At 71.8% G+C, this 23,642-nt stretch carries 24 protein-coding genes; 12 read left to right on the plus strand and 12 right to left on the minus strand.

Annotated elements, in window-relative coordinates:
• Positions 1 to 45: 45 nt before the first annotated feature.
• From ACH41F_RS31905 to ACH41F_RS31915, 3 genes are all read right to left on the minus strand, one after another.
• On the minus strand, positions 46 to 549 hold the full coding sequence (locus ACH41F_RS31905; RefSeq protein WP_391234696.1) for a hypothetical protein: 504 nt from the start codon (positions 547 to 549) through the stop codon (positions 46 to 48).
• 100 nt (positions 550 to 649) lie between these two features.
• A complete protein-coding gene (locus ACH41F_RS31910) occupies positions 650 to 1,396 on the minus strand; it encodes a DUF4328 domain-containing protein (protein WP_391234694.1) in 747 nt (248 codons plus the stop codon).
• A gap of 51 nt (positions 1,397 to 1,447) precedes the next feature.
• The gene (locus ACH41F_RS31915; protein WP_398838623.1) at positions 1,448 to 3,118 is read right to left on the minus strand and encodes a glycoside hydrolase family 20 protein; all 1,671 of its coding nucleotides are present in this window, start codon (positions 3,116 to 3,118) and stop codon (positions 1,448 to 1,450) included.
• A 155-nt stretch (positions 3,119 to 3,273) separates the two neighbouring features.
• Between ACH41F_RS31915 and ACH41F_RS31920 the strand changes: the two genes are divergently transcribed.
• The 5 genes from ACH41F_RS31920 (at position 3,274) to ACH41F_RS31940 (ending at position 7,401) form a co-directional block, all read left to right on the plus strand.
• Positions 3,274 to 3,822 (plus strand): 2-oxo-4-hydroxy-4-carboxy-5-ureidoimidazoline decarboxylase, encoded by a 549-nt coding sequence (locus tag ACH41F_RS31920; RefSeq protein WP_391234691.1) that lies wholly within the window; start codon positions 3,274 to 3,276, stop codon positions 3,820 to 3,822.
• A gap of 153 nt (positions 3,823 to 3,975) precedes the next feature.
• A complete protein-coding gene (gene sdhC / locus ACH41F_RS31925; protein ID WP_266888806.1) occupies positions 3,976 to 4,356 on the plus strand; it encodes a succinate dehydrogenase, cytochrome b556 subunit in 381 nt (126 codons plus the stop codon).
• A 5-nt stretch (positions 4,357 to 4,361) separates the two neighbouring features.
• Positions 4,362 to 4,844 carry a succinate dehydrogenase hydrophobic membrane anchor subunit gene (locus ACH41F_RS31930; RefSeq protein ID WP_391234688.1) on the plus strand — a complete coding sequence of 161 codons (483 nt, stop codon included), beginning with the start codon at positions 4,362 to 4,364 and terminating at the stop codon, positions 4,842 to 4,844.
• Between the two features lie 23 nt (positions 4,845 to 4,867).
• Complete coding sequence (sdhA, locus tag ACH41F_RS31935; RefSeq protein WP_391234686.1) at positions 4,868 to 6,622, plus strand: succinate dehydrogenase flavoprotein subunit; 1,755 nt, start codon at positions 4,868 to 4,870, stop codon at positions 6,620 to 6,622.
• Positions 6,622 to 7,401 (plus strand): succinate dehydrogenase iron-sulfur subunit, encoded by a 780-nt coding sequence (locus tag ACH41F_RS31940; RefSeq protein WP_391234684.1) that lies wholly within the window; start codon positions 6,622 to 6,624, stop codon positions 7,399 to 7,401. The genes sdhA and ACH41F_RS31940 overlap by 1 nt, the downstream gene beginning before the upstream one ends.
• A gap of 63 nt (positions 7,402 to 7,464) precedes the next feature.
• Here ACH41F_RS31940 and ACH41F_RS31945 read toward each other — a convergent pair whose 3' ends face one another.
• Entirely contained in the window at positions 7,465 to 7,857 is a 393-nt protein-coding gene (locus ACH41F_RS31945) for a hypothetical protein (protein WP_391234682.1), read from the minus strand.
• Between the two features lie 58 nt (positions 7,858 to 7,915).
• The gene (locus ACH41F_RS31950; protein ID WP_391234680.1) at positions 7,916 to 8,350 is read right to left on the minus strand and encodes a hypothetical protein; all 435 of its coding nucleotides are present in this window, start codon (positions 8,348 to 8,350) and stop codon (positions 7,916 to 7,918) included.
• Between the two features lie 132 nt (positions 8,351 to 8,482).
• Here ACH41F_RS31950 and ACH41F_RS31955 point away from each other — a divergent pair, with 132 nt between their 5' ends.
• On the plus strand, positions 8,483 to 8,893 hold the full coding sequence (locus tag ACH41F_RS31955) for a VOC family protein (RefSeq protein WP_391234678.1): 411 nt from the start codon (positions 8,483 to 8,485) through the stop codon (positions 8,891 to 8,893).
• Between the two features lie 25 nt (positions 8,894 to 8,918).
• On the plus strand, positions 8,919 to 9,737 hold the full coding sequence (locus tag ACH41F_RS31960; protein ID WP_398838626.1) for a TetR family transcriptional regulator: 819 nt from the start codon (positions 8,919 to 8,921) through the stop codon (positions 9,735 to 9,737).
• A gap of 17 nt (positions 9,738 to 9,754) precedes the next feature.
• Here the strand turns inward: ACH41F_RS31960 and ACH41F_RS31965 are convergent, their stop codons facing one another.
• Positions 9,755 to 12,163, minus strand: a complete 2,409-nt coding sequence (locus ACH41F_RS31965; protein ID WP_391234972.1) for an MMPL family transporter — start codon at positions 12,161 to 12,163, stop codon at positions 9,755 to 9,757.
• A 168-nt stretch (positions 12,164 to 12,331) separates the two neighbouring features.
• Here ACH41F_RS31965 and ACH41F_RS31970 point away from each other — a divergent pair, with 168 nt between their 5' ends.
• On the plus strand, positions 12,332 to 13,021 hold the full coding sequence (locus ACH41F_RS31970; RefSeq protein WP_391234675.1) for a winged helix-turn-helix domain-containing protein: 690 nt from the start codon (positions 12,332 to 12,334) through the stop codon (positions 13,019 to 13,021).
• Complete coding sequence (locus ACH41F_RS31975) at positions 13,018 to 14,448, plus strand: ATP-binding protein (protein ID WP_391234673.1); 1,431 nt, start codon at positions 13,018 to 13,020, stop codon at positions 14,446 to 14,448. The genes ACH41F_RS31970 and ACH41F_RS31975 overlap by 4 nt, the downstream gene beginning before the upstream one ends.
• Before the next feature lie 250 nt (positions 14,449 to 14,698).
• Here the strand turns inward: ACH41F_RS31975 and ACH41F_RS31980 are convergent, their stop codons facing one another.
• The 3 genes from ACH41F_RS31980 to ACH41F_RS31990 form a co-directional block, all read right to left on the minus strand.
• Positions 14,699 to 15,100 (minus strand): ATP-binding protein, encoded by a 402-nt coding sequence (locus ACH41F_RS31980; protein WP_398838627.1) that lies wholly within the window; start codon positions 15,098 to 15,100, stop codon positions 14,699 to 14,701.
• A 177-nt stretch (positions 15,101 to 15,277) separates the two neighbouring features.
• A complete protein-coding gene (locus tag ACH41F_RS31985) occupies positions 15,278 to 16,615 on the minus strand; it encodes a metallophosphoesterase (protein WP_398838628.1) in 1,338 nt (445 codons plus the stop codon).
• 57 nt (positions 16,616 to 16,672) lie between these two features.
• Positions 16,673 to 16,915 (minus strand): SCO4848 family membrane protein, encoded by a 243-nt coding sequence (locus tag ACH41F_RS31990; protein WP_289922017.1) that lies wholly within the window; start codon positions 16,913 to 16,915, stop codon positions 16,673 to 16,675.
• 91 nt (positions 16,916 to 17,006) lie between these two features.
• Here ACH41F_RS31990 and ACH41F_RS31995 point away from each other — a divergent pair, with 91 nt between their 5' ends.
• The gene (locus ACH41F_RS31995) at positions 17,007 to 18,296 is read left to right on the plus strand and encodes a D-alanyl-D-alanine carboxypeptidase family protein (protein WP_391234666.1); all 1,290 of its coding nucleotides are present in this window, start codon (positions 17,007 to 17,009) and stop codon (positions 18,294 to 18,296) included.
• Here ACH41F_RS31995 and ACH41F_RS32000 read toward each other — a convergent pair.
• From ACH41F_RS32000 to ACH41F_RS32010, 3 genes are all read right to left on the minus strand, one after another.
• Entirely contained in the window at positions 18,250 to 19,161 is a 912-nt protein-coding gene (locus ACH41F_RS32000) for a YhjD/YihY/BrkB family envelope integrity protein (RefSeq protein WP_391234664.1), read from the minus strand. The genes ACH41F_RS31995 and ACH41F_RS32000 overlap by 47 nt on opposite strands.
• Before the next feature lie 172 nt (positions 19,162 to 19,333).
• Entirely contained in the window at positions 19,334 to 20,311 is a 978-nt protein-coding gene (locus ACH41F_RS32005) for a decaprenyl-phosphate phosphoribosyltransferase (RefSeq protein ID WP_398838630.1), read from the minus strand.
• Positions 20,304 to 20,906, minus strand: coding sequence for a phosphatase PAP2 family protein (locus ACH41F_RS32010; RefSeq protein ID WP_391234661.1), 603 nt, complete (start codon positions 20,904 to 20,906; stop codon positions 20,304 to 20,306). Before ACH41F_RS32010 ends, ACH41F_RS32005 begins: the two co-directional genes overlap by 8 nt.
• A 143-nt stretch (positions 20,907 to 21,049) precedes the next feature.
• On the opposite strand from ACH41F_RS32010, the gene ACH41F_RS32015 reads away from it, so the two are divergent.
• The gene (locus tag ACH41F_RS32015) at positions 21,050 to 22,399 is read left to right on the plus strand and encodes an FAD-binding protein (RefSeq protein ID WP_398838632.1); all 1,350 of its coding nucleotides are present in this window, start codon (positions 21,050 to 21,052) and stop codon (positions 22,397 to 22,399) included.
• 464 nt (positions 22,400 to 22,863) lie between these two features.
• Positions 22,864 to 23,619, plus strand: a complete 756-nt coding sequence (locus ACH41F_RS32020) for a decaprenylphospho-beta-D-erythro-pentofuranosid-2-ulose 2-reductase (protein WP_398838634.1) — start codon at positions 22,864 to 22,866, stop codon at positions 23,617 to 23,619.
• Positions 23,620 to 23,642: the final 23 nt, after the last annotated feature.

Here is a 23,642-nt window from a genome sequence, read left to right on the forward strand (position 1 = left end):
ACGGAGCCCGCACTTCCCCTTACTGCGTGCGACGGCGCCGGAGTGTCACAGGGGCACGACGGCGAGCCGGTCGAGCAGCCGGAAGAACAGGTTTTCGGCCAAGGGATCGGCCTCCGCGGTCAGCACCTCCAGCACCCGCTCGGCCTCGACGGCGTGCCCGGCCTCCTCGGCCCAGGCGACGGCCCGTTCGGCGGCGTCCCCCGGCTCCAGGAAGTAGTCCTCCAGCGTGAGGCCCTCTTCGCCGGCGCCGATGTACGTGGCCATCGCGGTCCGCGCGAGGCAGGTCGTCCACGCCCCGCTCTCCGGCCCGGCCGCCTCCACGACCACGCAGTCGCTGTCCATCACGTACCCGAACAGCGCGGGCGCCCCGGTCTCCCGGGCGAGGGCGTTCATGGACCCGACGTCCCCCTGCGCGCCCGGGTGCTCCCACACCTGCCAGCCCTCGGCCGTCCGAGTCCGCGGGCTCAGCCCTCCGGCCCCCGCGAGCGCCTCCAGCTCCCCGAGCGGCCGCGCGCTGCGGCCCACGACGAAATACCCCCAGTAGCCCATTTCCGGTTCCCCCCGGCGTCTTGGCTGCGGCTCGGGCCGAATACACCACAGCCGTACGGCAGTTCGCAGCCGTATCGGACAATCCGGGGTGTCCGGCGCCTCAGACGGGCAGGGGGACGGGTCCCTGGAGGGCCTTCGCGTGCTGCATCCGCGTCAGCCGCAGCACCACGGCGATGGCGAGGGCCGCGGCCGCGACGTCGACGACGTCGGAGAACAGCATCTGCCCCACCGCCTCGTGCATCTCCTCGGCGGAGTCGGCCTTGCGGTTCGCGGTGGAGGCGGCCCGGCCGGAGAGCAGGGACAGGACCCAGAACGTCCACCAGGTGTTGACCAGGCCGTGCGGACGCCGGGCGCCCCAGGGGCTGCTGGCGTCCCAGATGTCCAGCGTGATGCGGCGCGGGAACCAGAGGTTCACGACCGGCACGAACCAGCCGCCGATCGCCCAGCCCCGCTTCTTGGTGTGCCCGAGGGGCTGGAACACCTCGGCGTTGACGCGCACCCGGTGGAACCAGCACAGGAACAGCACGGCGGTGGTGAGCAGGGCGACCGTCTGGGCGGTGCCGGCGAACGAGTAGAGCCGGTCCGCGCGCTCGGCGCGCTCACCGAGCTGGGCGCCGCTCGCGAGGTCGCCCGACACGTCGTACAGGACGACGTCGGCCCAGACGGCGAACAGGTCGGTGGCGATCACCGCGCCGAGTCCCGCGACGGCGGCCCACCCGAGCCCGATCGGCGACCGCAGCCAGGCGGCCGGCGCGATGAAGTGGTCATGGCTGATGTCGGGCATGGTGAGGACGTCCCCCTGGGTCGTGACATGGAAGGCCGCGCCCGGCTCTCCCCAGAAGCTCACGCGCGGCTAGCGGAACATACGGTTCACCAGCGCCGTACGTCCACTTCGGGGTCAGTCGAGCCGGTCCGCCAGCGCCTTGAAGCCGGTCCAGGACAGCGGCGGCCGGTCCGCGTCCCACAGCTTCTGGACCACGGCCCGCAGCGGCATGCGGACACCGGCCGCGACCTGGTCCTGGGTCTGCGCGTTCGGGAAGTCGCCCCAGACGGCGAAGTAGCCGCCCTGGATCTGGTCGTCGTACGCGGCGTCGACCGCCTGGGTGCCCCGCACCACGCGCGGGGTCCACTGCTCGTAGATCCGCTGTCCCGTGGGATAGACGAACTGGTTGGGCTGGCCGAGGACGTAGTAGAGGAACTCGTCGTTGAAGTTGATCAGTCGGCGTCCCGCGCTCAGGTACTCCCCGGGCTGCCGGGCGCCGATCTCCTTGCCGGTCCAGTAGGCGACCTGGATGTCCTTGGCCGGCTGCACGGAGGTTCCGCGGAAGAAGCCGTCGTTCCAGGCGAGCGGGGTTCTGTCGTGGGCGCGGACGGTGGCGGCGCGGTCGTTGAGCCAGTCGGTGGTGAGGTCCGCGACGGTCCCGCCGGCGCCGAACGCCTCCCGCGCGGCGGCCGCCAGCTGCGGATACGTGGCCTCCGGATCGTTCACCGTCAGCGCCCGGTACTCGTCGCCGCCCAGGTGCCAGCGCTTGCCGGGGAAGAGACCGGCGTACTCGTCCAGCAGATCGTCGACGAGCCGGGCGGACCCGGCCTTGGAGATGTCGATGGCCCCGGTGACGGCGGTCCCGGAGGCGTTGCGCAGCTGGAGCTCCGGGTGCGCGGCGAGCACGGCGCCCAGATGCCCCGGGGAGTCGATCTCGGGCACGACGGTGACGTGCCGCTGGGCGGCGAGCCGGACGATGGACCTGACCTGGGCCTTGGTGAGGTGCTGCGCGGAGACGATCTCGGGGTGCGTGTCGGACGCGATCCGGAAGCCCTGGTCGTCGGAGAAGTGCAGCTGGAGCTGGTTGAACTTCAGGTCCCCGAGCTCGCGCACCCGGTCCTCGATCCAGCCCGCGGTGAAGTTCTTGCGCGCGATGTCCAGGGAGAACCCGCGCACCGCCTTGGCCGGCGCGTCCCGTACGACGCCCTCCGGCGCGGTGCCGCCGGCGTGCACCTCCTGCTTGAGGGTGCGGGTCCCGTAGAAGACGCCCGCGTCGGCGGACCCCTTGATCTCCACCCGGCCCGCGCGCACGGTCATGGTGTACGCCTCCGCGCCGCCCCCCTGGCCGTCGTCGAGCGCCAGCCGCAGGTCGCCGTCCTTGACGTCCGCCTTCTCACCGGCGTATGTCAGTCCCAGCTCACCGGCGACCAGCCTGCCCTCGTCGGCCAGTGCCGCGTCGTTCACCACCACCCGCTGCCCGCCGCGCGGACGCCAGCCCGGGCCGCGCTCCGGCTGGTGCGCGCCGACGGCCGGGATCGTGCGCGGGGTCTTGGACAGGGGGTAGGAGCGAGTGGGTGACGGTGTCGGGCTCGGGGTGCGCGCCGCGCCGGTCGTGCTCCCCGCGGTGTCGCCGGACGGCCGCTGGGCCGCCGACCCCGCCGGACCGCTGTCGTCGCCGTGCCCCGAGGCCCACATCCCGAGCCCCACGCCCGCGCCGACGGTCACGGCCACCGCCGCGCCGACGACCACCCGGGTCCGCAGCTGCCGTGCCTCGCGCGCCGACGGGCGGCGCCTGTGCTGGCTCACGTTCCCAACCTAGGCATGAGGGGTGGCCGAACGGGTCCATCAGACGGTCCGAAACTCTGCCGTTCGAGTGAAATTCGGTTGTCTGTCGGACACGTCTCGCCCGCTCTCGGTAACGTGACGCGACACCTCTCACAGCTGCCCCTGCCGAAACACACGTGACGCCCACACACCTTCCTGGCCGAGTGGCCATACCGGCTCTGCCCGAGCAGATCCGCACCTCACCGTCGCCCAGCCCGCTGGACGCCTTCAACTCCGCGTCCCCGGAAGAGGCCCACGGCCTCCTTCTCGGCTGCCTGCGCAGCCTGCGCTGGTCCCGCCGGGTGGCGGAACACCGCCCGTACCCGGATCTGGAGTCCCTACTCGCGGCGTCGGACGAGGCGGCGTACGACCTGTCGCCGGGGGATCTGGCGGAGGCCCTGGCGGGTGAGACCCTGCCGAGCCTGCCGGACGGGACGTACGAAGCCGCCCATATGGCACTGGACGCCGCACATGCCGCGTACGAGGCGAAGTTCGGGCACGCTTTCGTCATCTGTCTCGACGGGCTGCCGCCGACCGAGGCCCTGGACCACGTCCTGGCGGGAATCCGGTCACGATTGACAAACGATCCGGAGGAGGAGCGGGCGCTGGCGGCCGACGAATTGCGGCGCCTGGCGAGGGGACGACTGGTCGATGCCCTCAGACAACGGAACCACGTGCCCCAGTAGCCCGTCCGTGCAACTTTGATCACATCGGTTGGGCCGCTGTCAGCATCCCGACAACACGTCGCTACGATGCTGGGGGCCGGTGGACCGTACCCGGCCGGGCCAGGCCGACAGCACAAGCCGGCGGCCCCAATCCCCGCTCCCGGAGGGACTTCCGTGCCGGCTGGAACGCTGTACCGCGGCCGGGAAGGAATGTGGTCCTGGGTGGCTCATCGAGTCACCGGCGTCCTCATCTTCTTCTTCCTGTTCGTTCACGTGCTGGACACCGCTCTCGTCCGTGTCTCCCCCGAGGACTACGACAGGGTCGTAGCCACTTACAAGACCCCGCTCGTCGCGTGCCTGGAGTACGGCCTCGTCGCCGCCATCCTGTTCCACGCGCTCAACGGCCTGCGCGTCATCGCCGTCGACTTCTGGTCGAAGGGGCCGCGCTACCAGAAGCAGATGCTCTGGTCGGTCGTCGGCCTGTGGGTCGTGCTGATGATCGGGGCGATCTACCCCGTCCTCGGCCACGCCGCTCGTGAACTGTTCGGGAGCTGACGCGTATGTCCATCACTGAGAAGTCCGCGTCCGGAATCGGCCCCGTCGAGGGCGAGACCCTCTACGACGTCGACAACCCGGCCCCCCTCATCGAGGCCCCGCGCAAGCGCACCAAGAAGACCCCGCGGTCCACCCGCGGCAACTTCGAGATGGCCGCGTGGCTGTTCATGCGCCTGTCCGGCATCGTGCTGGTCGTCCTGGTCCTCGGCCACCTGCTGATCCAGCTGGTGCTCGACGGCGGCGTCTCCAAGGTCGGCTTCGCCTTCGTGGCCGGCCGCTGGGCGTCGCCGTTCTGGCAGGTCTGGGACCTGCTGATGCTGTGGCTCGCGATGCTGCACGGCACCAACGGCCTGCGCGTGATCATCAACGACTACGCGGAGCGCGCGAACACCCGGCTGTGGCTCAAGGGCCTGCTCTACACCGCCTCGGTGTTCACCATCCTGCTGGGCACGCTGGTGATCTTCACCTTCGACCCGAACATCCGCTAGGCACGGGGCTGAGGAATTTCCTGATGAAGATCCACAAGTACGACACCGTCATCGTCGGCGCGGGCGGCGCCGGCATGCGCGCCGCCATCGAGGCGACGAAGCGCAGCCGTACCGCCGTGCTGACGAAGCTCTACCCCACCCGCTCCCACACGGGCGCCGCGCAGGGCGGCATGGCCGCCGCGCTGGCCAACGTGGAGGAGGACAACTGGGAGTGGCACACCTTCGACACCGTCAAGGGCGGTGACTACCTGGTCGACCAGGACGCCGCCGAGATCCTGGCGAAGGAGGCCATCGACGCGGTCCTCGACCTGGAGAAGATGGGCCTGCCGTTCAACCGGACGCCCGACGGGACGATCGACCAGCGCCGCTTCGGCGGTCACTCCCGCAACCACGGCGAGGCCCCGGTCCGCCGGTCCTGCTACGCCGCGGACCGCACCGGCCACATGATCCTCCAGACGCTGTACCAGAACTGCGTCAAAGAGGGCGTGGAGTTCTTCAACGAGTTCTACGTCCTGGACCAGCTGATCACCGAGGTCGACGGCGTCAAGAAGTCCGCCGGTGTCGTGGCGTACGAGCTGGCCACCGGCGAGATCCACGTCTTCCAGGCGAAGGCCGTGATCTACGCCTCCGGCGGCACCGGCAAGTTCTTCAAGGTGACGTCGAACGCGCACACGCTGACCGGTGACGGCCAGGCCGCGGTCTACCGTCGCGGGCTGCCGCTGGAGGACATGGAGTTCTTCCAGTTCCACCCGACCGGCATCTGGCGCATGGGCATCCTGCTGACGGAGGGCGCCCGCGGTGAGGGCGGCATCCTGCGCAACAAGGACGGCGAGCGCTTCATGGAGAAGTACGCGCCGGTCATGAAGGACCTCGCCTCCCGTGACGTGGTGTCCCGCTCCATCTACACGGAGATCCGTGAGGGCCGCGGCTGCGGTCCCGAGGGCGACCACGTCTACCTCGACCTCACCCACCTCCCGCCGGAGCAGCTGGACGCCAAGCTCCCGGACATCACCGAGTTCGCGCGGACCTACCTCGGTATCGAGCCGTACACGGACCCGATCCCGATCCAGCCCACCGCGCACTACGCCATGGGCGGCATCCCGACCAACGTCCAGGGCGAGGTCCTCGCGGACAACACCACGGTCGTCCCGGGCCTGTACGCGGCCGGCGAGGTCGCCTGCGTCTCGGTGCACGGCGCCAACCGCCTGGGCACGAACTCCCTGCTGGACATCAACGTGTTCGGCCGCCGGGCGGGCATCGCCGCCGCCGAGTACAGCCACAGCGCCGACTACGTCGAGCTGCCGGAGAACCCGGCGCAGTTCGTGGCCGAGCAGGTCGAGCGGCTGCGCTCCTCCACCGGCACCGAGCGGGTGGCGACGCTCCGCAGGGAGCTCCAGGAGACCATGGACGCCAACGTCATGGTGTTCCGCACCGAGCAGACGATCAAGACGGCGGTCGAGAAGATCGCGGAGCTGCGCGAGCGCTACAAGAACGTCGCGATCCAGGACAAGGGCCGTCGCTTCAACACGGACCTGCTGGAGGCGATCGAGCTCGGCAACCTGCTGGACCTCGCCGAGGTCATGGCGGTCTCCGCGCTGGCCCGCAAGGAGTCCCGCGGCGGTCACTACCGCGAGGACTACCCGAACCGCGACGACGTCAACTTCATGCGCCACACCATGGCGTACCGCGAGGTCGGCGACGACGGCACCGAGTCCATCCGTCTCGACTACAAGCCGGTCGTCCAGACCCGCTACCAGCCGATGGAGCGTAAGTACTGATGGCAACCCCTGTTCTGGACAAGAAGGACGCGGCCGGCGAGCCCGAGCCCGGCTTCGCCGACTCCCCCTACATCACGATCACCGTCCGTGTGCGCCGCTTCAACTCCGAGGTCTCGGCGGAAGCGGTCTGGGAAGACTTCCAGCTGGAGATCGACCCGAAGGAGCGCGTCCTGGACGCCCTCCACAAGATCAAGTGGGACCTGGACGGCTCGCTGACGTTCCGCCGCTCCTGCGCGCACGGCATCTGCGGCTCGGACGCCATGCGGATCAACGGCAAGAACCGTCTGGCCTGCAAGACGCTGATCAAGGACATCAACCCCGAGAAGCCGATCACGGTCGAGCCCATCAAGGGCCTGACGGTCCTGAAGGACCTGGTCGTCGACATGGAGCCGTTCTTCCAGGCGTACCGGGACGTCATGCCCTTCCTCATCACGAAGGACACGAACGAGCCCACGCGGGAGCGTCTGCAGTCCGCGGAGGACCGCGAGCGCTTCGACGACACCACGAAGTGCATCCTCTGCGCGGCGTGCACGTCGTCCTGCCCGGTCTTCTGGAACGACGGCCAGTACTTCGGTCCCGCCGCCATCGTCAACGCCCACCGCTTCATCTTCGACTCGCGTGACGAGGCCGGGGAGCAGCGCCTGGAGATCCTCAACGACCGTGACGGTGTGTGGCGTTGCCGCACCACCTTCAACTGCACGGACGCCTGCCCGCGCGGCATCGAGGTGACGAAGGCGATCGCCGAGGTGAAGAAGGCGCTGATCACGCGCCGCTTCTGAGATCGTTCCCGCTACGGCGGCGAGGGCCCCGCTTTCCGGTGCGCACCGGAAGGCGGGGCCTTCTCATCCCCCCACCAGCGCGACGAGCTTCAGGAAGGTGACCTCGGTGCCGGGCGTCAGCTCGACCTCCTCGTCGAGCTCGGTGACCTGGCGGTCGCCGACGAGCACCAGGAAGCCGTTGCCCGCGAAGGCCCTGAGCGCCAGCGCGGTCTGCTTCTCGGGGTCCATCCGGCGGGGCGTGCGCAGGGCGTAGCCGCTCCGGACGCGCTCGGTGTCCTCGGGCTGGACCAGTCCCTGGAAGACGCCGGGCAGGCCGGCGTGGTACTCGGCGACCTCCTGGAAGACCCGGCGTCGGATCAACTCCCGGACGCTGAGCCGTTCCTCGGCGATCTCCAGGCCCCAGCCGCCGCTCCGGCCCCCGCTGGTCGTCTCGTCGACGAACGTCACGATTCCCATGCCGTCGACAGTACGGTCCGCCACTGACAACGGCCCCGGCCCCGGCCCCGGCCCCCCGTCACCGCAGGGCGGGCCGGCTCCACTCCCGGGCTCCGGCGGCCCGCATCAGCGCGACGGCCGGCTCCGGGGCGCCGGAGACCAGCGGATGCACGAGTTCGACGTAACGCGCCTGCGCGGCGAGGGACTTGCGCAGCTGGCGGAGACCGCGGGCGCCGAACGGGACACGCCCCTCGGCCAGTCCCGCGGCGAGCGCCAGCTTCCCGATGCCGACCTTGCACTCGGTCGCCCCGGTCGCACGGCAGACGTGTGTCTCCACGTCCCCGTCCCACAGCCCGAGGACGACCCGGTAGCGCACCCCGGAACCCGTGTAGGTCGCGACGGCGAGGTGCCGGTCCCGGTCCCCCTCTCCCGGACCGTCGAGGCCGAGTCTCGCGGCGACGTCCGCGAAGGCCGACCGCACTTCGTCGAGGAAGGTCTCTGCCTCCACCACCATTTCCGCCCCCTTGGCCCCCACGGCACTGACGACGGCTCAGCGTACCGAGGCGGGCGGCCGCTTCTCGGCCCAATGAGTGACCCCGTCGCCGGGCTCTGCGGCAACCACCGCCCCCGCACCTAATCTGATGGCATGTCAGATGAACAGTCGTACGAGCTGCTCGGTTTCGACAACGTCCTGCTGGCCGTGGGCGACCTCGGCGAGGCCGTCGGGTTCTACGAGCGCGCCGGGTTCGTGGTGGCGTTCCGGCTCGACGAGGCCGGCATCGCGCTGCTGAAGGTCGGGGGCGAGACACCGGGGATCCTGCTCCGGCAGGAGGAGGGGTTCGGGCACCGTCCGCCGCCGTGGCCCGCCCCGCGCGTCTGGATGGAGGTGCCGGACGCGCGCGTGGCGGCACGGGAACTGCGTGCCGCGGGGATCGCGCTGCTGGACGAGCCCTTCTCCGTGGCCACCGGCTGGACCGTCGAGATCGCCGACCCCTGGGGCAACGTCCTCGGCCTCACGGACTACGCCAAGCGCCCGGAGCTGGGGCGTCGACCCTAGAGGCGGCCCGTTAGGCTCTCGTTCCGTGCCCGCGACGAACGAAGAGGGCGGTACGCCCGGCAAGGACCAGGGCGGTACACCCGGCAAAGAAGAGGGCGGTACGCCCGGCAAGGACCACGGCGGCTCGCCCAGCAAGTCCGAACAGACCCGTGCCCTGATCCTGGAGACGGCCATGCGGCTGTTCCGGGAGCGCGGCTACGACAAGACGACCATGCGGGCCATCGCCAAGGAGGCCGGGGTCTCGGTCGGGAACGCGTACTACTACTTCGAGGGCAAGGAGCACCTGATCCAGGGCTTCTACGACCGGATCGCCGCCGAGCACCAGGTGGCGGTCCGCGAGGTCCTGGCGCGGGAGACCGACCTGGAGGCGCGGCTCGCGGGCGTGCTGCGGGCGTGGCTGGACATCGCCACGCCGTACCACGAGTTCGCGGTGCAGTTCTTCAAGAACGCGGCCGACCCGGACAGTCCGCTCAGTCCCTTCTCGCCCGAGGCGGAGCACGCGCGCGTGGAGGCGATCAGCGTCCACCGCGAGGTGCTGGCCGGCGCCAGGACCAAGGTGCCGGAGGAGCTGCGGGACGTGCTGCCCGAGCTGATGTGGCTCTCCCAGATGGGGCTGGTGCTCTACTGGATCTTCGACCGGACCGAGGGGCGCGAGCGCAGCTACCGGCTCGCCGCACGCGGGGCGAGGCTCACCGCGCGCGGGGTCGCGCTCGCCCGGTTCCGGGTGCTCAGGCCCCTCGTCCGCGAGGTGCACGAGCTGTTCACGGACTTCCTGCCGGGGATGACGAAGATGCTGCCGGACCCCGGCGGGAAACCTGGCCCGGACCCCGGCAGCACCCCCTAGAACCCCCTGGAACCCCCTCAGTTCACCGCGTCCAGCTCCCCCTCGGCCAGCTCCACGTCGTACACCAGCGGGCCCTCGCCGACGACGACGTGCCCCGCGCGCGTGGCGTACGAGGACGCCGAGGCCGCCAGGAGATAGGTGCCCGGCGCCGGGACCGAGACGATGTACGAGCCGTCCGCCAGGGTCACCACCCGGTCCAGCTGGCGGCCGCCCTTGGACAGCAGCGTCACCGCGGCGCCCGCGACCGGCTCGCCGTCGGTGTCCCGGACGAACCCGTGGACGGCCGAGGCGGGGCCGCCGGTGGCCTCGGCGGCCGGTGCGAGGGCCTCCTCCTTCGGCTCGACCGCGAGATGCGGCAGCCGCTTCTCCAGCCCCTCCGGCAGCCACCAGTTGGACGTGCCGAGCAGGTGCATGGCGGCCGGCACCAGTGCCGTGCGCAGGATGAACGCGTCCAGGGCGACCGCGGCGGCGAGGCCGATGCCCGCCATCGCGCCCTCCATGTCACCGCTGAGGACGAACGCCGAGAACACGCAGATCATGATCAGGGCCGCGCAGTTGATGACCCGGCTGGTCTCCGCGAGACCCACCCGGACCGCGCGCGCGTTGTCCTTGGTGTGCACCCACTCCTCGTGCATCCGGCTCACCAGGAAGACCTGGTAGTCCATCGAGAGGCCGAAGAGCAGGGAGAGCATGATGACCGGCAGGAACGCGGTGATCGGGCCCTCCTTGCCGATGCCGATGAGCTCCGTGCCCCAGCCCCACTGGAAGATCGCCACCAGGACGCCGAAGGACGCGGCCGCGGCGATCAGGTTCATCAGGGCCGCGGTCAGCGGGACCACCAGCGAGCGGAAGGCGACCAGCAGGAGCAGGAAGCCGAGCGTGATGATCGCCGCGACGAAGTACGGCAGCCGCTCGCCGGTCACGGCCGCGAAGTCCTTGAAGACGGCCGTGACGCCGCCGACGTGGGCCTCGGCGCCGGAGGCGGGGATCACCTCGTCGCGCAGCCGGTCGATGAGCTGGTCGGTCTTCTCCGACTGCGGTGAGGTCGTCGGGACGACCTGGATGAGCGTGACACCGTTGGCGGGCGGTACGGCGGCCACCCGCGCCACGCCCTCGGTGGCCTCGATGCGCGACACGAGCCCCTGGGCGTCGCCCTCGGAGACGACCACCTGGAGCGGGCCGTTGAAGCCGGGGCCGAAGCCCTCGGCGAGCAGGTCGTAGGCCTGCCGGGTGGTCGTCGACTCCTGGTGGTTGCCCTGGTCGGTGGCGCCGAGCCGGATCGACAGCACGGGCAGCGCCAGGAACAGCATGACCACGAGGGCGAGCCCGGCGATCGCACGCGGGCGCTTCTCGACCTGGGCCGACCAGCGCGCGGCGAGGCCGCTCGTGTGCTCCGGCTCCGGTCCGCTCGCGGCGAGCCTGCGCCGCTGGCGGCGGCTGAGGACGCGCATGCCGAGCAGGCCGAGGAGCGCGGGCAGCAGGGTGACCGCGGCCAGCACGCTCAGCACCACGGTCAGCGAGGTCGCGATGACCACGCCGTCCAGGAAGCGCATGTTCATCACCAGCATGCCGGCGAGCGCGATGCACACCGTGCCGCCCGCGAACAGCACCGCGCGGCCCGAGGTGTTGAGGGCGGTGACCGCCGAGTCCTCGGGCTTCATGCCGCGCAGGATGCCCCGCCGGTGCCGGGTCACGATGAACAGGGCGTAGTCGATGCCGACGCCGAGGCCGATCAACGAGCCGAGCAGTGGCGCCACTTCGGGTACGTCGGTGACGTGGCTGAGCAGCGAGGTCACCGACAGTCCGGTGCCGAGGGCGGCGATGGCGACCACGAGGGGCAGCAGCATCGCGAAGAGCGAACCGAAGGCCAGGAAGAGCACGATCGCCGCGGCGACGATGCCGACCATCTCGGCGATCCCGGTCGGCGGCTCCTGGGTGCGGGTGATCGCCTGCCCGCCCAACTCGACCTGGAGCCCGTCACGTTCGGCCGCCTGGGCGGTGTCGACGACGTCCTCGACGAGTTCCTTGGGTACGGCGTTGGCCTGCTCGACGAAGGTCACCTGGGCGTAGGCGATCCGACCGTTCTCACTGATCTGCGCCGCCCCGCCCGCCGCGTACGGGTCGGTGACCTCGCCGACCCCCTTCATCGCGCCGATCTTCTTGAGCGCGGGTTCGATCCGGGACCGTACGGAGTCGTCCCGGACAGAACCCTCGTCGACCTTCCACACCACGGTGTCAGTGTCGCCCGCGCTCTGCGGGAAGGCCTTCTCCATCAGGTCGTACGCGCGCTTGGAGTCCGTGTCCGGGAGGGAGAACTCGTTCGCGTAGTCCGTGCCCGCGGACGAACCCGCGAAGCCCAGACCGAAAACGGCCCCCAGCCACAAGAACAGGACCACCAGCCGGTGTCGATAGCACCACCGTGCCAATGCCGCCACGAAACAACACTCCCCAGTCGGTCGTCGGTTGGTCCCCCAGGTCCTGGGCACCAGGATTGGCTCCGGCACGCGCCCGTGGACACCGCGGGCGAGCGACTCTCAAGGAACTCCAAAGCGCCGAGGCCCCCGGCTGTCAGTGGCGCCGCCGATACTGGGGGCATGACGACGGCTTCTGGCACCGTGCTGGTCGTGGAGGACGAGGAGAGCATCGCGGACGTCCTCGCCATCGCGCTGCGCTACCACCGCTTCGAGGTGATGATCGCGGGCACCGTCCGCGAGGCCCTGTCGCTCGCCGAGCGCACCCGGCCGGACGTGGCGCTGCTCGACGTCATGCTGCCCGACGGCGACGGCCGCGCTCTCGGCCGCCGGCTGCGCGACGAACAGCCCGACCTGGCGCTGGTCTTCCTCACCGCGCGCGACGCGCCCGGCGAGATCGTCGGCGCCCTCGGCTTCGGCGACGACTACATCACCAAGCCGTTCAACATCGACGAGGTCGTCGCCCGGGTCACCGCCGTCCTGCGCCGCACCCGGCGCGCCGACGTGCTGCCGCAGCGGCCGCCGCTGACCTACGGCGACCTGGAGCTGGACGAGACGACGTACAGCGTGCACCGCGCGGGGCGGACCGTGGAGCTGACCCCCACCGAGTACGCGCTGCTGCGGTTCCTGGTGCGCAACGGCGGCCGGATCGTGTCCAAGGAGCAACTCCTGCGCCACGTCTGGCAGTACGAGCACGCGCCGGCCGAGTCGACCGTCGTGGAGACCTACATCAGCTATCTGCGGCGCAAGCTGGACGCGCTCGGGCCGCCGGTCATCACCACCCGGCGCGGCGTCGGATACGGGCTCGCATGAGGTTTCCGCGCTCCCTGTCGCGGCACTCGCTGCGCGCCCGGCTGACGCTGGCCAACGTGGTGGTGCTGGCGCTCGGCATCGTCGCGGCGACCGCGGTGAGCGTGATGGGCATGCGGTACTACCTGCTCGACCAGATCGACGGCGAACTCTCCCAGACCCGCAAGTCGCTCGGCGGTTCGCAGCTCACCCTGGAGATGATCGAGGGCCTGAGCGAGCTGGCGATCGTGCGCGAGCAGTTCATGCGGCAGAGCGTGACGGACCCCCGGCCGGACGAGCTGCTCACGCTCGTCGACGAGCGGGGCGGGACGCTCACCCTGGCCGGGTACACGCCGAGCGACGTCCAGCGGGACCTCGCGTCCGCCGTGGGCGACCCGCGCGCGCTGGCCGCCGACACCGAGCCGCACGACGTCCGCGTGCGCGGTGACGCCTACCGGGCGACCGCGGTCCCCCTCGCCGACGGCACGTACGTCCTGCTGGCCACCTCCACCGAGGCCGTCCACCGGGGCGTCGGCAAGGCCGTCAAGCTCGATCTCGCCATCGGCACGCTGCTGCTGGTGCTGCTGGCGTGTCTGACGATGTTCAGTGTGCGGCGCCGGATGCGGCCGCTGGAGGACATGGTGGAGACCTCGTCGGCGATAGCCGAGGGGGACCTCACCCGGCGGGTGCCCTCCAGCCGGGAGGCGACGCTGGAGGTGGAGCAGCTGCGGGTCGCCCTCAACTCCATGCTCCAGCAGGTGGAGTCGGCGTACCGCACGCGCGAGGACAGCGCGTCCCAGCTGCGCCGCTTCGTCGCCGACGCCTCGCACGAGCTGCGCACCCCGCTGTCGGCGATACGCGGCTACCTCCAGCTGTACGACAAGGGCATGCTGCGCGAGGAGGCCGAGCGCAAGCGGGCCTGGGAGCGGGTGCTGGCGGAGACGGACCGGATGGGCCGGCTCGTCGACGAGCTGCTCATGCTCGCCCGCCTCGACCAGCAGCCCGAGCTGCGCCTGCGCAACGTGGACCTGAGCCGTCTGGTGCGGGACGCCGCCGAGGATCTGCGGGTGCAGCAGCCGGACCGGCCCGTCGGTGTGGACGCCGGGGGTTCGCTGCTGGTGCGGGCCGACGAGTCGGGGCTGCGGCAGGTGCTGGGCAACCTGGTGGGCAACGTGCGCACCCACACGCCGGCCGACGTGCCGGTGCGGCTCGGGGTGGAGCGGGCGGACGGGGTGGTGCGGCTGTACGTCGAGGACGAGGGACCCGGGCTCCGCGAGGAGGACGCCGCGCGCGTCTTCGACCGGTTCTTCCGGGCCGGCGGGGGCGCGGGCAGCGGGCTCGGCATGGCGATCGTGCAGGGGGTGGTCGAGGCCCACGGCGGCCGGGTGGCGGTCCGCACGGCACCGGGCGAGGGGATGGCGGTGACGGTCCTGCTGCCGGCGCGGGCGTGATCGGGGACCGCACCGGCTCTGTCAGGTGTGGGCTGGCACCAGGGCCCAGATGGTCTTGCCGTGCCGGCGCGGGCGTAGTCGGGGCCCCACCGGCGCCGTCAGACGTGGGCCGGGACCAAGGCTCAGATGGTCTGCCGTGCCGACGCGGGCCTAGTCGGGGCCCCACCGGCGCCGTCAGACGTGGGCCGGGACCAAGGCTCAGATGGTCTGTCGTGCCGACGCGGGCCTAGTCGGGGCCCCACCGGCGCCATCAGGCGTGGGCCGGCACCAGGGCCCAGATGGTCTTGCCGTGCCGGCCCCGGCTCCACACGCCCCACGCGGCGGCGATGTTCTCCACCAGGTGCAGTCCCCGGCCGGCCTCCTCGAACTCGCCGACCACCCTGAGCCGCGGCTCCAGCCGCCCCTCGTCGGAGACCTCTATGAGGCAGGAGCCGTCGGCCAGCGCGGTCACCGCGACCTCGAACTCACGCTCCAGCAGGAGCCCGTGGCGTACGACGTTGGTGGCCAGCTCGGACACCAGCAGGACGGCGTCGGCCAGGGCCGGGTCGTCGGTCCCGTGCCCCCAGTCGGCCAGATGGTCCCGTACCCGGCGCCGGGCGAGACCGACGGACGCCGGATGCCGGGGCAGCCGGAAGGAGTTGCGTCTCAACACGATTGCTCCTCACCCCGCGCACACCTCCGTCACATGGTGCCGCGTAAGGGTGTTACCCCGCGTCACTCCGGCGAATGTCGATCCCGCGTGATCGGCTCATGCGGTCGGGCGGAGTGCGGCCGAGGGTCCGGCGCACCCCTCCGGGTCCAGGTGCGCGATCCAGGTGCGCCGCCCCCGTCAGGCCTGCCGTGACGCCAGCTCGATCACCGTGATGTCCGACGGGGCGCCCACCCGGGTCGGCGGCCCCCAGGCGCCGGCGCCGCGGCTGACGTAGAGCTGGGTGTCGCCGTACCGTTCCAGCCCCGCGACGGTCGGGTTCGCGGCGGCCGCGACGACGTTGCCGGGCCAGAGCTGACCGCCGTGGGTGTGGCCGGAGAGCTGGAGGTCCACGCCGTGGTCGACGGCGTCGTGGATCTGGACCGGCTGGTGGGCGAGGAGCACGCACGCGCGTGCCGTGTCCCGGTCGCCGAGCGCCCTGGCGAAGTCGGGGCCCTGCCCCTCGCTCTCGCCCGCGATGTCGTTGACGCCGGCCAGGTCGAAGTACGGCAGTTCCGTGCGGTCGTTCTCCAGCGGGCGCATGCCGAGCCGCCGCACCTCCCGCACCCACTGCTCGGCGCCGGAGAAGTACTCGTGGTTGCCGGTGACGAAGAACGTGCCGTGCCTGGCGCGCAGTCCGGCGAGAGGGGCCGCGGCGGGGCCGAGGTCCTTCACGCTGCCGTCGACCAGGTCGCCGACGACCGCGATCAGGTCGGGCTGGGTGGAGTTGATGGTGTCGACGACCGTCTGCGCGAAACCGCGGCCGAGGACGGGCCCGAGGTGGATGTCGCTCACCACGGCGATGCGGTAACCGTGCGCCGCGCGCGGCAGCTTGGCCAGCGGTACGGTCACCCGCTTGACCTTCGGCCCCCGCAGCACGCCGTACGTCCCGTACCCGACGGTGCCGAGCGCGGCAGCGGCCGCGGCACCGGCCGCGACCCGGGAGACGAAGAGGCGACGGGAGGGCGGCGGCGTCCCCGGGGCGCCTGCCGCAGCGGACGCCCCGGTGCCGTGCGAGGCGGCTTCCCGCGGCTCCTCAGGGGGCTTGCCCGCCTCGGATTCCACGGTGCCGTGCGCGGCGGCCTCCAGCGGCTCCTCCGGGGACGCGCCCACCGGTACGGGTTCCGGTCGCGGCAGGGGCGCCTCGGCGGACGCCCGGCGCCGGTCCCGCCGTTCGAGGAGGCGGCGCAGCAGGGGTCGTAGGACCTCACCGGCCACCACACCGAGCAGCAGGTAGATCGACAGCGCGAGCCACAGGAAGCCGGGCCACGCCAGTACGCGCTGGAGCCAGAACGGCGCGCCGGCGCGTTCGGCCACCAGGGCAGCGACCGCCATCAGCCAGCCGCCCGCGATCAGCGCGGCGCCCGCGCGGCGCAACCCTCCCGGACGCTCGGTGGTGTCACGGAACAACCGGCGCCACACATACCAGTTGCCCGCGACCAGAACGCCCAGGGCGAGCAGCGCGAAGACGAAGACCACGAAGTCGTATCCCTTTGTTGTCGGTTGGACGCGGACCTGCTGCCGACCGGTCGCCGGCTATGACGTCCGGCGCAGTGCGCGCACTCCGCGCAACCCGATGCCCCCGACGACCGTCCCCAATACGAAGGACACGACGGCGAGCAGCAGGTGCACCCAGAAGTACGCGGTCGGGTCGCCCGCGTCGTCGAACGCGAGCCCGCTGCCGTCCTTGACGAGATTCTTGACGAAAGTGATCCAGATGACCCAGCTCCACACCCCGAAGGCGAGCAGGAACCAGGAGACGGGGCGGCTGAGCTTCATACGCCCAGTATCTCCGCCAGGTGTCCGGTTCCGCGTCCGGGGTGGGGCGGCCGACGGGACTTCCCGGCCCCCGGCATGTACGTTTCCGCTCGTGCCCGCACCCCTGAAGACCGCCAGGCGCTCCCTGCTGGTCGTTTCCGCCACCCTGACGTCCTTCGCGCTCACCGCCGCCCCCGCCTTCGCGGCCCCCGGTCCGAAGCCCTCCGGTTCGGCCTCCCCCTCGGCCACACCCCCCGCGGCCATGTCGACCGTCGGCGGCGCCCGGCTCGGGCAGGCCGGGACGCAGGTGAACCTGGCGAGCGGCGTGCCGGTGCTGCCCAAGGACCTCAGCGCGCGCTCGTGGATCGTGGCGGACGCCGAGTCCGGGGACGTGCTGGCCGCCCACAACTCCCACTGGCGGCTGGCCCCGGCGAGCACCCTGAAGATGCTGTTCGCCGACACCGTCCTGCCGAAGTTCCCCAGCACGCTCAAGCACCGGGTGGTCCCCTCCGACCTGGCGGGCGTCGGCGCCGGCTCCAGCATGGTGGGGATAAAGGAGGACGAGAGCTACACCGTCCACGACCTGTGGCTCGGGGTGTTCCTTCAGTCCGGCAACGACGCCGTGCACGTGCTGTCCGCGATGAACGGCGGCGTGAAGAACACGGTCGCCGAGATGAACGCCCACGCCGAGGAGCTCCAGGCCCTCGACACCACGGTGGTCAGCCCCGACGGCTACGACGCCGAGGGCCAGGTGTCGAGCGCGTACGACCTGACGCTGTTCGCCCGCTCCGGACTTCAGAAGAAGGACTTCCGCGAGTACTGCTCGACCGTCACGGCGAAGTTCCCCGGCGAGACGAAGAAGACCAAGAAGGGCAAGACGGTCCGCGGGTCCTTCGAGATCCGCAACACCAACAGGCTGCTGGCCGGTGACTCCGACATCGACGTCTACCCGGGCATCGCGGGCGTCAAGAACGGCAACACCACCAACGCGGGCGCGACCTTCACCGGGGTCGCGGAGCGCGGCGGCAAGGTGCTGCTGGTCACCGTGATGAACCCTGAGAAGGACGAGCACAACGAGGTCTACAAGGAGACCGCCAAGCTCTTCGACTGGGGCTTCAAGGCCGCGGGGAAGGTCGAGCCGGTGGGTGAGCTGGTGGCGCCGAAGGGTGCGCGGTCGAGCGCCCAGCCGGAGTCGAACGACAGCGGCCAGGCCGGCGGCGCCTCGGCGTCCGCCTCCGCGTCCGACGCGGGCAAGCCGGTGGCCGCCGGGGTAGAGAAGAGCTCCGGCGGCATCGGCGTCGCGCTCGCGATCACCGGCGGCGTGCTGGTGCTGCTGGCCGCGGGCGCGTTCCTGGTCAACCGCCGGTGGCCGCTGCCGGATCTGGTACGTCGTCGGCGCTGAGCCCGGGCAGCTCGTCCTCCTTGCTCTGCGTCGCCGTCCAGGCGGCGCAGAACAGCACCAGCTTCGAGGTGAAGTTGATCCACAGCAGCAGGGCGACCGGCACCCCGAACGCGCCGTACATGCTCTTCGCGGCCACGCCCTGCATGTAGCCGCTCAGCAGCAGCTTCAGCAGCTCGAAGCCGACCGCGCCGATCAGCGCCGCCACCAGCAGCCGGCGGCGCTGCGGCTGGACGCCGGGCAACAGGGTGAGGGCGTAGAGCAGCAGCAGGAAGTCGGCGAGTACGGCGATCAGGAACGCGGCGGTGCGCAGCAGGACCGCGCCCCAGCCCTCCCGGTCGATGCCGATCTCGTCACTGATCCAGCCGACCAGGGCGGAGCCGACGGTGGACGCGGCGATCGTGACGAGCAGCGCGCCGCCGAGGCCGAGCAGCACGCCCGCGTCCTTGGCCTTGCTCAGCAGCGGGTTCTCCTCCTCGTCCGGGAGCTCCCACACCGCGCGCAGACACTCGCGCATGGAGCCGACCCAGCCGATGCCGGTGAACAGCAGGACGGCGCCGGCGATGAGACCGACCGTGCCGGCGTTCGCGACCAGGCCGTCGATGTTCAGCTGCTCGGAGATGCCGGGCACCTGGTCGGCGATCTTGTCCTCCAGCTTGTTCTGCTGCTGGGTGCTGAGGGTCGCGGCGGCGACCGCGGCGGCCACGGTCAGCAGCGGGAACAGCGCGACGAAGCTGATGAACGTCATCGCGGCGGCGAGCCGCGTCCACTTCACCCGGTCCAGACGCTCGTACGACCGCCACGCGTGCGTGACCATCAGCCGGGCCACGGCGGGCCCCACCACGGGGAGTTTCTTCAGCCAGTCCATGATCCGACTCTGCCCTCGATGACCTCGGTGCCGAACATTCGGAAGACCACGGTGCGGGTACCCCGGGAGCGGGTGCACGCGCGTGTGGAGCGGGTGGACTGGCGTGTGGGGCGGGGGCACGCGCGCGGGGAGCGGGTGCGGGCGCGCGGGGAGCGGGTGCACGCGCGTGTGCTCACCAATGGGCCACCGCCAGCCCGTACATGGCGAGCCAGACCAGGCCGACCAGCGCGAGGGCCCGGTCGCCGAGGACGACCTCCTCGGGTTCGCCGGCCGTGCCGCGGTCGGCGAAGACGGCGTAGCGCAGGACCGCGAGGATGAACGCGACCACGGACAGCTGGCGCCACGGCAGCAGGCCGGTGTGCGCCCCGCCCTCCTCCAGTGCCCACAGGCAGTACCCGAGGACGGCGACCCCGGCCGCCAGCTGCCAGACGAACCGCAGGTACCCGGGGGTGTACTCGGTGAGCAACGCGCGCGTGGCGCCCGCCTTCCCGGCCATCTGCACCGCTTCCGAGTAGCGCTTGGCCGCCACCATGAACAGCGCCCCGAAGCCGGTGGTGATCAGGAACCAGCGCGACAGCGGGATGCCGAGCGCCAGCCCGCCGACCATCGCCCGCATCAGGAACCCGGTCGTGACGACGACCAGGTCGACGACGAGGACGTGCTTGAGGCTGACGCAGTACGCCAGTTGCATGCCCAGATAGGCGGTCAGCAGCGCCGGGACGAGGGGCGGGGTGAGCCAGACGGCCGCGGAGAGCGCGAGGGCGCCCAGGGTGACTCCCACGGCGTACGCGAGGGGCACGGGGACCTGGCCGGCGGCGACCGGGCGGTGGCGTTTGGTGGGGTGGGCGCGGTCGGCCTCGGCGTCGCGGGCGTCGTTGATCAGGTAGATCGCGGCGGCGCAGGCCGTGAACAGGGCGAAGACCAGGGCGAGTCGGGTGAGGGCGTGCGTGGTGAAGAGCTGTCCCGCTGCGGCCGGCGCGGCGATGACGAGGATGTTCTTGACCCACTGCTTGGGACGGGCGGTCCTGACGAGCCCTCCCAGGAGGGAGCCGTCCCGGGGTGGTGGGGTGCGGCTCGGGGGCGTGCGCTGCTCCAGTAGCGCCGCGTTGTTGGGGTGCGCGCTGTTCGTGAGCGGCGCGGTCTCAGGCATCCGCTCCCCCTCTCGTCCAGCGCGCGCCCGCACACGCCGTGAGCGCCCCCAGGGCCGCGCCCGCCGCGACGTCCGACGGGTAGTGGACACCGACGACCAGCCGGGAGAGGCACATCGCGACGGCGAGGGGAGGGAGGGCGCGTGCGGCGAGGGTGGGGACGGCGGGTGCGGGGAGCGCGCCTGCGGGGAGGGGTGCGCGGCGAGGAGGCGTGGACCGAGCCCCGCGTGCCCCCAGCGCGCCGAAGGCGACCGCGGCGGCAGCGGCGGAGGTCGCGTGCGAGCTCGGGAAGGAGTGCCGGCCGAGGGTGTGCACGAGGGGGGTGACGTGCGCGGGGCGGGGGCGACGCACCACCCTTTTCACGCCCATGCTGACGACGTGCGCGCCCGCGGTGAGGGCCGTCGCCCGCACCCAGGCGCCGCGCCGCGCGCCGTCCACTGCGGCCCCCGCGAAGCCCACCGCGAGCCACAGCGCCCCGTGCTCGCCGGCCCGGGACAGGGCCCGCGCGGCACGCGCGACGCGCGGATCGGTACCGCACGCCCGGAGCGCCGAAAGGATTCGGTGATCCATGTCGTCGAGGTCGTCGAGGGGGTCCATGTGGAGTCACTGTTCACGCCGACACGGCTATAACTCCGGCAATATTGAGCGACATCCCATTAATCACCCATTTCGGGGAGAGGATGTATGTCTCGGGATGTTTGAAAACCCATCGCCCACTTAAGGGCGATACGGTCACCGGCATGTCTGCCGAGACCGTTTCCGTCACGGGATGGGGCCGCACGGCACCCACCACGGCCCGTCTGATCCGTCCACGGAGCTACGAGGAGGCCGCGGCCGCCGTCCGGGGCTGCGGGGCCCGCGGAGGCATCGCCAGAGGCCTGGGACGGGCGTACGGGGACGCCGCGCAGAACGCCGGTGGCGCGGTGCTCGACATGACGGGCCTGGACCGCGTCCACGCCATCGACGCCGCGGGCGGCACCGTGCTGTGCGACGCGGGCGTCTCCCTGCACCGCCTGATGCGGGTACTGCTGCCGCTCGGCTGGTTCGTACCGGTGTCCCCCGGCACGCGCTACGTCACGGTCGGCGGGGCGATCGGCGCCGACATCCACGGCAAGAACCACCACGTCTCCGGATCCTTCTCGCGGCACGTCCTGTCGTTCGAACTCCTCACCGCCGACGGGGAGATCCGCACGGTCGCCCGCGGCACCCCCCTGTTCGACGCCACCACCGGCGGCATGGGCCTGACCGGCGTGATCCTGACCGCGACGGTGCAGCTCCAGCCGGTCGGGACGTCGCTGATGTCGGTCGACACCGAGCGGGCCCGGGACCTGGACGACCTGATGGCCCGGTTGTCGGCCACCGACCACCAGTACCGCTACTCGGTCGCCTGGATCGACCTGCTCGCGCGCGGCGCGGCGACCGGCCGCGCGGTGCTGACCCGCGGCGACCACGCGCCCCTGGACGCACTGGGCACGCGCGCGCGAAGGGACCCCCTGGCCTTCCGCACCCCCCGGTTCCCCGCCATGCCCGCCCACCTCCCGGAACGCCTGCTCACCCGGACCAGCGTGGGCCTGTTCAACGAGCTCTGGTACCGCAAGGCGCCTCGCGCGCGTACCGGCCAACTCCAGAGCCTCGCCGCCTTCTTCCACCCCCTGGACGGCGTGCCCCACTGGAACCGCGTCTACGGCCGCGGCGGTTTCGTGCAGTACCAGTTCGTCGTCGGGTACGGCCAGGAGGAGACCCTGCGCCGGATCGTGCGCCGCCTCTCACGACGCCGCTGCCCGTCCTTCCTCGCCGTCCTCAAGCGCTTCGGCGACGGCGACCCGGGCTGGCTCTCCTTCCCGATGCCCGGCTGGACGCTCGCACTGGACCTCCCGGCGGGCCTGCCGGGCCTCGGCGCCCTCCTCGACGAACTGGACGAGGAGGTGGCCGCCGCCGGGGGCCGCGTCTACCTCGCCAAGGACTCCCGGCTGCGCCCCGAGCTGCTCGCGGCGATGTACCCGCGCCTCGACGACTTCCGGGCACTGCGCGCCGAGACGGACCCGCACGCGGTGTTCGTCTCGGACCTGTCGCGCCGTCTGTCCCTGTAGGCGACCGCCGTGTCCACCCGCAGGCGACCGCCGTGCCCGCCCCAGGCGACCGCCCTGTTCACCCCAGACGACCGCCGTCTCCGCCCCCAGACGACCGCCGTGCCCACCCCAGACGACCGGCCCGTGTCCACCCCAGACGACCGCCGTGCCCGCCCCAGGCGACCGCCGTGCCCGCCCCAGGCGACCGCCCTGTCCACCCCAGACGACCGCCCTGTCCACCCCAGACGACCGCCCTGTCCACCCCAGACGACCGCCATCTCCGCCCCCAGGCGACCGGCCGTGTCCGCCCCCAGGCGACCGCCATGTCCGCCCCAGGCGATCGCCGTGTCCGCCCCCACACGACCGCTGTCTCTTCCCTCCGGGGCGAGCACCGTCTCCTCACCCCAGGTGATCGCCACCTGTCCCTCGTGGGCGATCGCCGTCTCTTCAGCCGACCACCCGCGCAACCTCTAGGAGCTGCTGTCGTGAAGGACGCCTTCGGCCTCCCCCAGTCCCTGCTCGTCCTCGGCGGCACGTCCGAGATCGCGCTGGCCACCGCGCGGCGACTCGTCGTCCGGCGCCTGCGCACGGTGTGGCTGGCGGGGCGCCCCTCGCCCGCGCTGGAGCACTCCGCGGCCGAGCTGCGCGCCCTGGGCGCCGACGTGCACACCGTCGCCTTCGACGCGCTCGACCCCGAGTCGCACGAGGCGGTCCTCGGCAAGGTCTTCGCGGAGGGCGACATCGACATGGTGCTGCTCGCCTTCGGGGTCCTCGGCGACCAGGCGCACGACGAGCGCGAGCCGGTGAGCGCGGTACGGGTCGCGCAGACCAACTACACCGGCGCGGTGTCGGCCGGTCTGGTTTCCGCGCGCGCGTTGCAGACCCAGGGGCACGGCTCGCTCGTGGTGCTGTCCTCGGTCGCCGGCGAGCGGGCCCGCCGCTCCAACTTCATCTACGGCTCCAGCAAGGCCGGCCTCGACGTCTTCGCACAGGGGCTGGGCGACGCGCTGCACGGCACCGGCGCGCACGTCATGGTCGTACGCCCCGGGTTCGTACGGTCGAAGATGACCGCGGGCCTCCCCGAGGCGCCCCTCGCGACGACTCCGGAGGCCGTCGCGACGGCGATCGAGCTCGGGCTGCGGCGCCGCTCGGAGACGGTGTGGGTGCCGGGCGCGCTGCGGCTGGTGATGTCGGCGCTGCGGCACCTGCCGCGGGAGGTCTTCCGGCGGCTGCCGATCTAGGGCTCCCGGCGGGGCCGGGGCGG

This window comes from Streptomyces sp. NPDC020489, assembly GCF_044386545.1.
Lineage (GTDB): Bacteria > Actinomycetota > Actinomycetes > Streptomycetales > Streptomycetaceae > Streptomyces.